12 protein-coding genes (1 of these 12 running past the window's edge) are annotated in these 12,353 nt (G+C 55.7%); 8 read left to right on the top strand and 4 right to left on the bottom strand.

Going from position 1 to position 12,353, the window contains the following annotated elements:
* The 4 genes from INT22_RS20155 to INT22_RS01140 form a co-directional block, all read left to right on the top strand.
* The coding region (locus INT22_RS20155; protein WP_226912315.1) for a TOBE domain-containing protein at positions 1–397 on the top strand (397 nt) is incomplete at its 5' end.
* Between the two features lie 29 nt (positions 398–426).
* On the top strand, positions 427–1,707 hold the full coding sequence (locus INT22_RS01150) for an ABC transporter substrate-binding protein (protein WP_193060091.1): 1,281 nt from the start codon (positions 427–429) through the stop codon (positions 1,705–1,707).
* Positions 1,708–1,770: 63 nt separating this feature from the next.
* The gene (locus INT22_RS01145) at positions 1,771–2,655 is read left to right on the top strand and encodes a carbohydrate ABC transporter permease (RefSeq protein WP_193067507.1); all 885 of its coding nucleotides are present in this window, start codon (positions 1,771–1,773) and stop codon (positions 2,653–2,655) included.
* Positions 2,652–3,494: a carbohydrate ABC transporter permease gene (locus INT22_RS01140; RefSeq protein WP_193060089.1), complete on the top strand. Its 843-nt coding sequence runs from the start codon at positions 2,652–2,654 to the stop codon at positions 3,492–3,494. Before INT22_RS01145 ends, INT22_RS01140 begins: the two co-directional genes overlap by 4 nt.
* A gap of 309 nt (positions 3,495–3,803) precedes the next feature.
* On the opposite strand, the gene INT22_RS01135 is transcribed toward INT22_RS01140, so the two are convergent.
* From INT22_RS01135 to INT22_RS01125, 3 genes are all read right to left on the bottom strand, one after another.
* A complete protein-coding gene (locus INT22_RS01135; protein WP_193060088.1) occupies positions 3,804–4,904 on the bottom strand; it encodes an alpha/beta hydrolase in 1,101 nt (366 codons plus the stop codon).
* A gap of 188 nt (positions 4,905–5,092) precedes the next feature.
* Positions 5,093–5,632 (bottom strand): cyclophilin-like fold protein, encoded by a 540-nt coding sequence (locus INT22_RS20150; RefSeq protein ID WP_226912314.1) that lies wholly within the window; start codon positions 5,630–5,632, stop codon positions 5,093–5,095.
* 35 nt (positions 5,633–5,667) lie between these two features.
* On the bottom strand, positions 5,668–6,882 hold the full coding sequence (locus tag INT22_RS01125; protein ID WP_226912313.1) for an MFS transporter: 1,215 nt from the start codon (positions 6,880–6,882) through the stop codon (positions 5,668–5,670).
* A 133-nt stretch (positions 6,883–7,015) separates the two neighbouring features.
* On the opposite strand from INT22_RS01125, the gene INT22_RS01120 reads away from it, so the two are divergent.
* Positions 7,016–7,909: a LysR family transcriptional regulator gene (locus INT22_RS01120; RefSeq protein ID WP_193060087.1), complete on the top strand. Its 894-nt coding sequence runs from the start codon at positions 7,016–7,018 to the stop codon at positions 7,907–7,909.
* Positions 7,910–8,037: 128 nt separating this feature from the next.
* Positions 8,038–10,170 (top strand): DNA helicase RecQ, encoded by a 2,133-nt coding sequence (gene recQ, locus INT22_RS01115; RefSeq protein WP_193067512.1) that lies wholly within the window; start codon positions 8,038–8,040, stop codon positions 10,168–10,170.
* Positions 10,171–10,180: 10 nt separating this feature from the next.
* Here recQ and mtnA read toward each other — a convergent pair whose 3' ends face one another.
* Positions 10,181–11,191 carry an S-methyl-5-thioribose-1-phosphate isomerase gene (gene mtnA, locus INT22_RS01110; RefSeq protein ID WP_193060086.1) on the bottom strand — a complete coding sequence of 337 codons (1,011 nt, stop codon included), beginning with the start codon at positions 11,189–11,191 and terminating at the stop codon, positions 10,181–10,183.
* Between the two features lie 111 nt (positions 11,192–11,302).
* Between mtnA and mtnB the strand changes: the two genes are divergently transcribed.
* Together mtnB and mtnC are read left to right on the top strand one after the other, a co-directional pair.
* On the top strand, positions 11,303–11,893 hold the full coding sequence (mtnB, locus tag INT22_RS01105; RefSeq protein ID WP_193060085.1) for a methylthioribulose 1-phosphate dehydratase: 591 nt from the start codon (positions 11,303–11,305) through the stop codon (positions 11,891–11,893).
* Positions 11,890–12,353, top strand: the 5' portion of a protein-coding gene (gene mtnC, locus INT22_RS01100) for an acireductone synthase (protein WP_193067506.1). It continues 247 nt past the right edge of the window; the window shows 464 of its 711 coding nt (coding positions 1–464); its start codon is at positions 11,890–11,892; the stop codon falls past the right edge of the window. The genes mtnB and mtnC overlap by 4 nt, the downstream gene beginning before the upstream one ends.

The following is a 12,353-nucleotide window of genomic DNA, read 5'->3' as shown; positions in this document are numbered from 1 at the left end:
GCCACTAGTAGCCGGCAAAGATGGTGCCGTTATCGAAGGCGAACCAAGTACCCCCGTAGCCCCCTTGGACGCCGCTGGCGGACATTTGGGCATCCGCCCGGAAGATATCGAACTGCGCATCGCACCAGGTTCCGGCGTGCCCGCTAACGTATTAAGTGAAGAGTATCTGGGAGCGGACACCATTGCTTATGTGGCAGTGGGGGCGCACACCCTACGCGTGCGGCTTAGCGGCAAGCAGGCACTGACAGGTCAGCCATGCAGCCTCTACTGGACGTCACAGAATACACACCTTTTCGATGCTGAAGGCCTGCGGCGGGATGACCTAACGACGCTCCCCTTACCCAGCTCATCTCGAAGCGTTCCTCGCCCACCGGCGGTGGGCTCTTTCCAACACTGACAGCAGTATTGACACTTGCGGAGTCTCTTATGCGTTTGCGTACCCCTTTTGCAATGACCGCCCTGGCAGCGGGCTTGTTAAGCGCCGCCCAGGTAAGCGCGGATAGCGTCGATCTGACCATGTACTACCCGGTCGCAGTGGGCGGTGCACTCACCGACGTCGTTGATACTCTGGTGGAAGAGTTTGAAAGCGAATACCCCGATATCAATGTGGAAGCGATCTACGCCGGTAACTACGACGACACCCGCGTGCGCGCCATGTCGGCGATGGAAGCGGGCGAAACGCCGCAGCTGTCGGTCATGTTCTCCATCGATCTTTACGAGCTGATTGAGCAGAACGCCATCGTCGCCTTTGATGACTTGGTCGAAACCGATGAAGAGCGCGAATGGCTCGATGGCTTCTACCCAGGGCTGATGGAAAATGGCCAACTGGATGGCAAAACCTACGGCATCCCCTTCCAGCGCTCCACCATCGTACTGTTCTGGAACAAAGACGCTTTTGAAGCCGCTGGCCTAGACCCCGAAACGCCCCCAGAAAACTGGCAAGAGATGGCCGAGATGGCCGCTACCGTGCGCGAAGCCTCCAACGGCGAGCAGTGGGGCGTGATGGTGCCATCGACTGGCTACCCCTATTGGATGTTCCAGGCCTTTGCTTTTCAGAACGGCCACCGGCTAATGAGCGAAGATGGCACCGAGGTCTACTTCGACGACCCCGCAGCGGTTGAAGCGCTGGAGTACTGGGTATCGTTAGCCACCGAGCACAATGCCATGCCTGACGGCACCATTGAGTGGGGCACCCTGCGCCAGAACTTCCTTGAAGAGTCCACGGCAATGATGTGGCACACCACGGGCAACCTGACCGCGGTACGCAGCGAAGCCAATTTTGATTTTGGCGTCGCTATGCTGCCGATGAAAACCCAGCGTGGCAGCCCCACCGGTGGCGGTAACTTCTACATTTTTGAAGATACGACAGAAGAAGAGCAGCGCGCAGCGATGACCTTTATTCGCTGGATGACCGCTCCCGAGCGCGCCGCTGCTTGGTCGATTGAAACCGGCTATATGGGCGTTAGCCCCGCTGCCTACGAAACCGACGCGCTGCAAGGCTATGTGGAAGAGTTCCCACCTGCCGCGGTTGCCCGCAACCAGCTTGAGCATGGCACGGCAGAGCTTTCCACTTATCAGGGTGGCCGCATTCGCCGCGCACTGGATAACGCCGTGCAAGCAGCGCTGACCGGCCAAATGACAGCGCAAGAAGCGCTTAGCCAAGCGCAGCAAGAGGCCGATAGCGTGTTACGCCGCTACGCCCGCTAATCGTTAGCCATTTTACTATTCGCCGGGGCGCGCCCCGGCTTTTTCAACGTGCGGTACGTCACTATGTCATTCACCAACCACCGCAAAATGCAGCTCTACGGCGCGCTTCTGCTACTGCCAGCTGCGCTACTGCTAACGACGTTTGCTTATTTACCGACCGTAACAACGGTCATTAACAGCCTGTTTTTACCCGGCTTTCGCGGTGCACCCACTGAATTCGTCGGCCTTGAAAATTATCAGGTGTTGTTCGATGACCCGACGTTTTGGAAAGTAGCGCGTAACAACTTAATCTACGCCATCGGTACGATTCCTACGTCTATCGCGCTGGCTTTGGGTATGGCGCTATTCGTCAATGGCAAGCTTCGCGGGCGGGGCTTTGTGCGTATGGCCTACTTTACGCCGACGATTCTCCCCATGATCGCCGCAGCCAATATCTGGATGTTTTTCTACGCGCCGCAGATCGGCCTATTCAATAAATTGCTCGGTATGCTGGGCTTATCCGGAGTGAACTGGCTGGGCGATCCAAGCCTTGCTTTAAGCTCGGTGATCGTGATGTCGGTGTGGAAAGAAGCCGGCTTTTTTATGATCTTCTACTTGGCGGCGCTACAGAGCATGCCACCCGAGTTAAAAGAGGCCGCTGATTTAGAGGGCACTAGCCGCTGGAGCTTTTTCTGGCGGGTGACATTTCCGCTACTCATGCCCACCACGCTGTTTGTGCTCATCAATGCGCTGATTAACTCGGTGCGGGTCGTGGATCACCTATTTATCTTGACCAAGGGCGGGCCCAATAACGCCACCAACCTGCTGCTCTACTACGTTTACGAGAATGCGTTCTCGTTCTTTGATCGCACCACGGCAGCCACCATTACGGTGGTGATTCTGCTGGTGCTCGCGGTAGTGGCCACGCTTAAGTTCACGATTTTAGATCGCAGGACGCACTATCAATGAATACGACCACTGCCTATGCGCCCCGCTCCCGATTCTTCTCAATTCCAGCGCTGGAAACCGTGGCCGCGTGGCTACTGGCGATTATTTGGATTTTTCCGCTGCTGTATGCCTTTTGGGCCGCTTTCCACCCCAGCGAGTTTATGGTCAACTTTGCGCTCTTCGCCCCGCTGACGCTGGAGAACTTCACTAACGCCTGGTCTCAAGCGCCTTTTGCGCGCTACTACCTGAACACCTTTGCACTGGTGACAGGGGTGGTGATTGGTCAGTTTGTAGTCTGTACCCTGGCGGCGTTTGCCTTTGCGCGCTTTCCGATTCCCGGCAAGAACGTTCTGTTTATGCTGGTGCTAATTCAGCTCTTTGTATTCCCAGAAGTGTTAATTGTCGAGAACTACCGCATCGCCAGTGAGCTGGGGCTAATCAACACCATCACCGGAATTGGCTTACCTTACGTAGCCAGCGCCCTGGGTATATTTCTGCTCCGCCAAACCTTTAAAACCATTCCAAGGGAGCTGGAAGACGCCGCCCGCATCGAAGGCTGCAACTGGCTGGAAATTTTGTGGAAGGTGTACGTACCGCTAGCCAAGCCCACTTACCTTGCTTACGGGCTGGTCTCGATTAGCCACCACTGGAATAACTTTATCTGGCCATTAGTGGTGACCAACTCGGTAGAGAGCCGCCCGCTAACGGTAGGGTTAGGGGTATTTTCCGCGCCCGAAACTGGGGTTAACTGGGCGACCGTTAGCGCTGCGACGCTGTTAAGCATCGCCCCGCTGCTAGTCGCTTTCCTGCTCTTTCAGCGTCAGTTTGTCCAGTCGTTTTTACGGGCAGGAATTCGCTAATCGAAGACCTAATGACACTCTAGTGATGATTAACAACGCTTTGCTTTTAGCTCACTCCCACCACACGCTAAATCGCTGTTCACTATCATCAAGCAAGATGGGCTCACCTATTATGGGCGTCAAATGGATGTAGGCCCAGCGTGGGTCGTACTGACCGACTAAGTCAACCCCATCAAAGCGCTAGCCAGCCTCGGCAAAGTGAGGACCATAGCCACTGTCTCCACCGAAGGAATATCGCCATCCGGGCGCAGCCCCTCACTACTGGAACGAAAATTCTCAATGAGAACGCAAGCTGCCTCGACGTGGCGTTTACTTCAGATGTTCGTCAAAGAACTCTGCCAGCCGATCAAACGGTATCTTATCCATTTGATCATACAGATCAGTATGGCTTGCATCCTCAATGATCAGAAGCTCCTTGGGCGCCGCGGCAGCTGCATAGGCGGTTTCACTGAAGTAGCGCGAGTGCGCGTTTTCGCCATGAATCAACAGAAGGGGGCGAGGCGAAATTTCATGAATATAGGTCAGCAGCGGCATGTTCATGAACGACAGCGGTGTGGTCTGCGTCCAGGCATTGCCCGAGTTAACTGCACGTACGTGGTACCCACGCGGTGTCATGTAGTAGTCATGGTAGTCGACAAGAAATTGAGCCTCACCACCCTGTAATTCATTGTAAGGCGGTTGATAAGCGGGCCTCCCGTTTTCCGCATCTAACCAACGCTGCCGACTCAACTGCTCCAGTGTTTGCGCCCGCTCCTCGGAAGTCATGCTGTCGTTGTAGCCCCTAGACATGACCCGCGTCATGTCATACATAGTGCTAGCCGCGACAGCCTTAACACGCTTATCCACAGCGACAGCATTCAATGCCATCCCCCCCCAACCGCAAATACCTATGACCCCAATACATTCTTGATCAACGTAGGGCTGCAAACCAATAAAGTCTACTGCGGCACTAAAGTCTTCAGTATTGATGTCAGGCGAGGCAATGTTGCGTGGCTCTCCGCCACTTTCGCCGGTATAAGATGGATCGAAAGCCAGCGTAACGAAACCGCGCTCAGCCAATGTTTGCGCATATAGACCGGAGGACTGCTCTTTCACTGCGCCGAACGGGCCACCGATAACAATAGCCGCCAATTGTTCATTAATACGACTTTTCGGTAGGTATAGGTCAGCAACCAGGGTAATGCCATAACGATTCTTGAACGTTACCTTCTCATGATCAACCTGATTGCTTTGCGGAAAAGTCTTGTCCCATTCTTGCGTCATCAATAGGGGCTCCTCGCCTGTGGCAGCCAAGGCGGACTGTGCGCCAAAAAATACTGCTGTACCGGCCAGCAAGGATCCTTCTATGAAGCCCCTGCGCGATGTAATGAACTGGTTACTATCTAATGATTTCGGGGTAGATTCGTTCATGGGTTTCTCCATTACTGGTTGGAGGCTGAGGAAGCCAGGTCAACACCCTGGATATCACTGCGGACACCACGATGCATCTATGGGCCGAGTGTCTCAGTTCCTGGTGAGTGCGAGGTGCGAACCTATCGGCCAGTGAGGCACTAGAGCGGAAGGCTTAATCAAGATCGTGGTCTTCATGGATTCGCAATCTAGTTCATGGAAAAATCGATTCGCACACTATCTCTTCCTAGAGCCTGGATCAGGCCGTCAGTGTCATCTACGCGACCAAGATGCGTGTAGGAGTAAGTCGAATCGAACGTCAAATAGAAGACAACCAGCGTCTTCGTTCCATATAACATGAGATCGCCGTTGTGGATCGTGCCGGGGCGGCTTGCGTTCGTCGGCAGTGCTTGAGGCAGATCTGCGTATTTCTCGTTGCCATGTAGGTCGCCCATATCCATCGAGATCGGCAGCAGCGCAGCAAACGCATGAGCTGCTTCAGTGCCGGCCAGCGTGATGGAGAAACGGCGTTCGCCGACGGTCATCCACATGCGAGATTCCTCCGGTTGTACAGTGGCTGTTGCGGCGGCAGTGGACGGTTCTGACGTCGCGGAATGAGCCGCGTTGCCTCCACCAAGCGCAAACGCAAACAGGGCGAGTCCCCAATAAGTCCGCAGGCCATGCACTCGGCGATTTTTGATGGCCGGGTGACGGCAACTGCTTTGATTGGCTCTAAGGCTCGTGGTCATGGGTTTCTCCTGGCGTGACGTCCGGCTCATACCGCTTACCGGACTTGCGATCTTGAGGTCATAAAGGCGAGGAAAGCCGCGAACAACAACACGGCAGAACTTGCCACAAAGGTGCTCCGGTAGCCTGCCGAATCGAACAGTAGACCGCCTACGGTTGATCCCAGCGCGATGGATAACTGAATTACCGCTACCATCAACCCACCGCCGACTTCGGCATTTTCTGGCACGGATTTAGCGAGCCATGCCCACCAACCCACGGGCGCTGCCGTAGACACTAATCCCCAGAATCCCAGCAGAACAAAGGCCACGGCGACCGAGCTACCGAAGGCGACTAACGCCAACGCGGTGGCCGCCATTAACAGCGGAATAACAACCAATATCCGGTACAACCCTTTTTTAATAAATCCACCGATCAGCATGGTACCGACCAACCCGGCAATCCCCAGTACCAACAGGATCAGCGAAAGCATCGGCACATCAACACCGGTGACGGTTTCAAGAAAGGGACGAACATAAGTGAACAGTGCGAACTGCCCCATAAAGAAAATGCCCACCGCCATCATCCCTAAAAACACTAGGGGATCCTTCAACAGCGTGAATACGTTGCCAGCACCGTTCGCCTGTGGAGTCGCTTTCATGGAGGGCAAACTGATCCATTGCCAAACCATGGCAACAAACGCCACTGGCACTAGGAAAAAGAACGTCCCACGCCAACCAATCATTCCGCCCAAATAGCTGCCTAACGGAGCAGCGACCACCACCGCGAGCGCATTGCCCCCGTTAAAAATCGCCAATGCTTTGGGAACACTATCAGCAGGCACTAATCGCATGGCGACTGCCGCAGACATCGACCAGAAGCCACCCACAACAACACCAATCAGTGCCCGCCCCACCATGTACATCGTGTAGTTAGTCGCCAACCCAACGATTAGCCCAGAGACACTCATCAGTGCCGTTAAAATAAGCAGCAAGTTTTTTCGGTCGATTCCGCCTGCGAGTTTTGAAATCGATAGGCTGGTTAAGACCGCAAAGGCTCCCGAGATAGCAATGCCGTAGCCTGCCAGCCCTTCCGTGACGCGTAGGTCGTTAGCAATGGGAGTTAGCAAACTAACCGGCATAAATTCCGAGGCGATCAACGCAAAGACACAGAGCGTCATCGCAAAAACACCGCTCCAATAAGCAGGCTGCGATTTATTTTCCTGCTGAGTAACGCGATTGGTAGGTGCGGTGTCAGAAGCTAGTGTGCTCAAAACGTCTTCCCTCAAGCAGTGAATGGTTAAGGTGAATGTCGAATAACCTTCTTTTACTGAACACATATTGACATCAGCCTTCCATTTTGATTAGTGGGGATAATGTTTATGAACCTGTGAGTAAAATTCAGCAATGGCAAATTCGAGAATCGATGACCTACAGGCTTTTCTCGCCGTGGCACGAGACCAAAGCTTTACCAAAGCAGCTGCCAAGCTGGGAGTGACGCCATCAGCCTTAAGTCATCGTATGAAATCCCTAGAGCAGCGCCTTGGGCTGCGATTACTGGCCCGCACTACAAGAAATGTCGCACCAACGGAAGCGGGTGAGCGGCTGATACAGTCGCTTACACCTCTTTTTGATCAGATTGCAATGGAAGTAGAGGCGTTAGGAGAGTTGCGTGACAAACCAGCAGGAACCATCCGCATATCGTGTACCGATGATCAGATTGCGCTTTGCTTGAGGCCAAAAATGGCCGAGTTTCTGGAAAATTATCCTGACGTCACCATTGAGCTCTATGTGGATTACGGGTTTACCAACGTGGTGACAGAGCGATTTGATGCCGGTATACGCCTTGGCGAAGCGATTAGCCAAGATATGATTGCGATTCCGCTCAGCCCTGAAATGCGCTTGGTGGTAGTGGGTTCAACGGAATATTTTAATCAACATCCCGAACCTCAAACACCTTATGAGCTGACCCAGCACGCCTGTGTGGATATTCGCCACAGGCCCGATGGAGCAATCTATGCCTGGGAGTTTGAAAAGGAAGGTAAGGAGTTCACCGTCAAGGGCCAGGGACAGCTCGTCTTCAACAGTATCGTTCATGTACTTAATGCGGCTTTGGATGGGATCGGTCTAGCTTACGTACCAGAGGCTTTAGCCGCTCCTTACCTTGCAAATGGTCGGCTCAAAAAGGTATTGACCGACTGGTCGCCCTATTTTTCTGGCTTTCACCTGTACTACCCGAACCGTCGACAGTCTTCGCCTGCCTTCTCGGCATTTGTCGATACATTTCGCCATAAAGAGTAGCAACCTCGCTGGATTGCTTTGAGTCACCATGAGGCTGGACATATTCTCAGCGTCGGCATTCGCGAAACAAACTCCCTTGAATTTTCGTGCGACAATTCTCCCTCAAGCACGAGACAAGGAGAGCATTAATGCACGGCGCCCCCCATCCAGCAGCCCTCAAGGTACTGCAGGAAGTATTTGGCTACGATAGCTTTCGCGGCCCGCAGCAGGCCATCATTGAGCATGTAATTGCTGGGGGCGATGCGCTGGTGCTGATGCCCACCGGCGGTGGCAAGTCGCTGTGCTATCAGATCCCTGCCCTGCTGCGCGAAGGCACTGCGATTGTGGTCTCGCCGCTGATCGCGCTAATGCAGGATCAGGTGGCGGCGCTTGAGCAGAACGGGGTCAGGGCGGCTTACCTGAATTCCAGTCTCGATTATCACGAGGCAGTCGAGGTGGAGAACCGACTGCGAAATGGCGAGTTGGATCTGCTCTATGTTGCACCCGAGCGGCTGGCCACAGCGCGTATGCAGATGCTGCTAGAACAGACCCGAATCGCGCTGTTCGCCATTGATGAAGCCCACTGCGTCTCCCAGTGGGGTCACGACTTTCGCCCCGAATATCGCCAGCTCTCCCACCTGCAGCAGCGTTTTCCCCAGGTGCCGCGCATCGCCCTGACCGCCACTGCCGATGTGCCCACCCGGGGCGATATCATGGAGCATCTGCAGCTCCACGAGGCGGCGCTTTACAACAGCGGCTTTGACCGGCCCAACATTCGCTACCATATCGCCGAGAATCAGGGTAACGCCAAGGAACAGCTGCTGCGCTTTATTCGCGAGCACCACGATGGTGAGGCGGGCATTGTGTACTGCCTTTCCCGGCGCAAGGTGGAGGAAACCGCCGCCTGGCTGGAACGCCAGGGGCTGACCGCACTGCCTTACCACGCGGGGCTTCCTGCCGAGCAGCGCCAGCAACACCAAACCCGCTTTCTGCGTGACGATGGCGTGGTGGTAGTGGCCACCATCGCCTTCGGCATGGGCATCGACAAGCCGGACGTGCGCTTTGTCGCCCACCTCAACCTGCCCAAAAGCATCGAAGCCTACTACCAAGAGACTGGCCGTGCCGGGCGCGACGGCCTGCCCGCCGATGCCTGGATGGCCTACGGGCTTCAGGATGTAATCACCCTGCGCCAGATGCAGCAGGACTCCAGCGCCGCCGACCAGCAAAAGCGCATCGAGCAGCAGAAACTCGACGCCATGCTGGGGCTTTGCGAAATCATCAGTTGCCGACGCCAGGCGCTTCTCCACTACTTTGGCGACCCTCTGGACACGCCCTGCGGCAACTGCGACAACTGCCTGACCCCGCCCGACACTTGGGAGGCCACCGTGGCGGCACAAAAAGCGCTGTCGTGTGTCTACCGCACCGAACAGCGCTTCGGCGTGACCTATCTCGTGGACGTGTTGTTGGGCAAAAGCAACGAGCGTATCACCCGCTTTGGCCACGACAAGATCAGCACCTTTGGCATTGGCGGCGACCTTGCGGCCAACGAATGGAAGGCGCTGTTTCGCCAATTGATTGCGAGCGGTTTGCTAAGCGTGGATATGGAAGGTCATGGCGGGATTCGCTTAACGGCCAACGCCAAGCCAGTACTGCGTGGCGAACAGTCGCTAACCCTGCGTAAGCCAAGTAAGGCCAAGGCCGCCCGGCGCAGCAGCAAGGGCGCTTCGGTAGCGCAAGGCCACGGCGCGCTGTGGGAAGCCCTGCGCCAGCACCGCAAGGCACTTGCCGAAGCCCAGGGCGTGCCTGCCTATGTAATCTTCCACGATGCCACTCTGGCCGAACTGGTCGAACAGAAACCCCAAAGCCTAGAGGCACTGGGCGCGATCTCAGGTATCGGTGCGCGCAAGCTGGCGGATTACGGCGAGGATTTTCTGGCCGTTATTCTTGCGCACCAGGAAATCCATCAAGACACCCCGTCCGTGGGCAGCAGTGCCTTGGAATCCGCCGCCTTGCTGCACAAGGGATTAACACCTGAGGAAGTCGCCGAGAAGCGCAGCCTGGCCGCCAACACCATTTATCGCCACCTGAGTGATGTGATTCAAAGCGGCGGGCTGGCGCTGGAAGAGGTCATCAACTTGAATCCCGTAACCCTGGAGCAGATCCGCACCACCTTTGCGCACTATCCAGACCAAGGGCTGAAAGTGGTTTTCGAGGCACTGGAAGGGCGTATCGATTACCCCATCCTACACTGCGTACGGGCATCTCTGGCGGCACCACGTTAGCGCGGCGGCGTTATCGGCAATGCTCGCCCCGGGCAATGGCGGCGGCATCAAACACGCCGGTATCCAAAATCCAGGCGGTGACCAGTTTGGCGGGTGTCACATCAAAGGCAGGGTTCCACACGGGGGCATCCTCGGGAGCCCAGACAACATCACCAAAAGCGCCTGAAACACCACGAATTTCTGCCGCATCACGCTGTTCAATCGGAATGCCCGCGCCAGTGGCACAAGCGGGATCAACCGTAGTGTAGGGAGCCACCACATAGAACGGCACCTGGTGGTAGTGAGCGATCACCGCCAGCATGTAAGTACCTACTTTGTTGGCGAAATCACCGTTGGCGCAAATGCGGTCGGCACCAACCATGACTTTATCGACTTTCCCTGCGGCCATTAAGCTCGCGGCCATGCTGTCAGCAATCAATTGATAGGGAATGGCTAAGTCAGCCATTTCCCAGGCGGTTAAACGGCCGCCTTGCAGCAACGGGCGGGTTTCATCCACATACACATGCAGCGTCACACCGCGCTGCTTGGCAACTGCTAGTGCGCCAATGGCGGTGCCAACACCTGCGGTGGCCAACGCGCCGGTATTGCAGTGGGTCAATATGCGGTCGCCTGATTGCAAAAGGTCGGCTCCCCGCTCGGCCATACGCTGGCAAAGCGCGCGGTCTTCTGCAAACAGTTCAGCGGCGCGCTCGGCCAGGGCGTTGACGCCTTGCTCAAAGCAGGCTTCCATGGCATCCAGGCAGTACATCAGGTTCACTGCGGTGGGACGCGTGGCGCGTAAGCGATCACTTACCAACTGCCAATCACTTTGCGGATGACGCGCGGCGTATTGAGCCAGTACGAAAGCGGCGCTCAAACCAATCAGCGGTGCCCCGCGAATCGCTAAGCTTTTTACCGCTACCTGCCACGTTTCTGGCGAGTCACAGCGCACCCACTGTTCCGCCTGGGGCAGTTGGGTTTGATCCAAATACTCAAGGTGGTCGGCATAGACCCGTAAACTGCGTGACTGTAGGTGTGGCATTGCTGGACTCCTTGAGCACTCGAACTTGACTAGCAGAACAACGGCGCGGCTTATCAGGCGCGAAGCTTATCATATAGAATGGCTGCTACTAGATGAGGCGACGCAGATCCTATGATGACGCTACAAACTGAACTGCTGGCCGCCATTTCATGGGCGGCGCAGCAAGGCTGGACACCCGCCACCGGCGGTAACTTTTCCGCCCGTACCGAGGCGGGCTATCTTGTCACCGCTTCTGGCCGGGATAAAACCCGCATTCAAGCCGATGACCTACTGTTATGCGATCTGGATGGCCGAGTACTATCAGGCGACGGTAAGCCGAGTGCAGAAAGTGATCTTCACGCTGCGCTTTATCGGCTAGACCCGACCATCAACTGCGTGCTGCATACCCATACCCTAGCCAGCACTGTGCTGTCACGGCGCTTTCCAAACGGCATTGAGCTAAGTGGCTTTGAAATGCAAAAAGCCTTAGCGGGCAACGTGACTCATGATGCCTCGGTTCTTTTACCTGTGGTACCAAATTCCCAAGATATGGACGAGCTAGCGGAGCATGTACGCCTCGGCTGGCCGATGCCCTGGGGCTTTTTGGTGGCGGGGCACGGTATTTATGCCGTGGGCGATAGCATCGCCAGTTGCCGTCGGCACTTGGAAGCCATTGAATTTTTACTGTCCTGTGTACTTGAAGAGAGCCGGTGGTCTAAATGAGTAACCCAGCTGTTCGCGCCGTTGTAACCGATATCGAAGGCACCACCACGGATATTAACTTCGTACATAAGGTGCTGTTTCCCTACGCCCAGGCCAAACTGCCCGACTTTCTACGCGCGAATGCAGACACACCTGCGGTTGCCGAGCAAATTAGCGCCGTGCGCCGCGAAATGGGCGACGCTAATGCCACACTGGAAGCAGTCATTGCGCAGTTGCTACATTGGATCGAGACTGACCAAAAAGTCACGCCGCTGAAAGCACTGCAAGGTATGGTGTGGGCCGATGGCTATCAGCGTGGCGATTTTAAAGGCCACCTGTATAGCGACGTCGCCCCGGCGCTGCGCCAGTGGCAGCAGGCAGGCAAGGCGCTGTACGTCTACTCGTCAGGTTCCGTGCAGGCTCAGAAGCTGCTGTTTGGCTACAGCGATGAAGGCGACTTAACCCCCCTGTTTAGCGGCTA

Source organism: Halomonas sp. 3D7M (assembly GCF_014897885.1).
Classification (GTDB): Bacteria; Pseudomonadota; Gammaproteobacteria; order Pseudomonadales; family Halomonadaceae; genus Vreelandella.
The sequence above is the reverse complement of the archived record's forward strand: the minus strand, read 5'-3'. Positions and strand labels throughout refer to the sequence as shown.

What these genes read in the sequence shown, in the direction of transcription:
- INT22_RS01150 (WP_193060091.1), top strand. Translation starts at nt 427, where the DNA reads ATGCGTTTGCGTACCCCTTTTGCAATGACCGCCCTGGCAGCGGGCTTG.
- INT22_RS01145 (WP_193067507.1), top strand. Translation starts at nt 1,771, where the DNA reads ATGTCATTCACCAACCACCGCAAAATGCAGCTCTACGGCGCGCTTCTG.
- INT22_RS01140 (WP_193060089.1), top strand. Translation starts at nt 2,652, where the DNA reads ATGAATACGACCACTGCCTATGCGCCCCGCTCCCGATTCTTCTCAATT.
- INT22_RS01135 (WP_193060088.1), bottom strand. Translation starts at nt 4,904, where the DNA reads ATGAACGAATCTACCCCGAAATCATTAGATAGTAACCAGTTCATTACA.
- INT22_RS20150 (WP_226912314.1), bottom strand. Translation starts at nt 5,632, where the DNA reads ATGACCACGAGCCTTAGAGCCAATCAAAGCAGTTGCCGTCACCCGGCC.
- INT22_RS01120 (WP_193060087.1), top strand. Translation starts at nt 7,016, where the DNA reads ATGGCAAATTCGAGAATCGATGACCTACAGGCTTTTCTCGCCGTGGCA.
- recQ (WP_193067512.1), top strand. Translation starts at nt 8,038, where the DNA reads ATGCACGGCGCCCCCCATCCAGCAGCCCTCAAGGTACTGCAGGAAGTA.
- mtnA (WP_193060086.1), bottom strand. Translation starts at nt 11,191, where the DNA reads ATGCCACACCTACAGTCACGCAGTTTACGGGTCTATGCCGACCACCTT.
- mtnB (WP_193060085.1), top strand. Translation starts at nt 11,303, where the DNA reads ATGATGACGCTACAAACTGAACTGCTGGCCGCCATTTCATGGGCGGCG.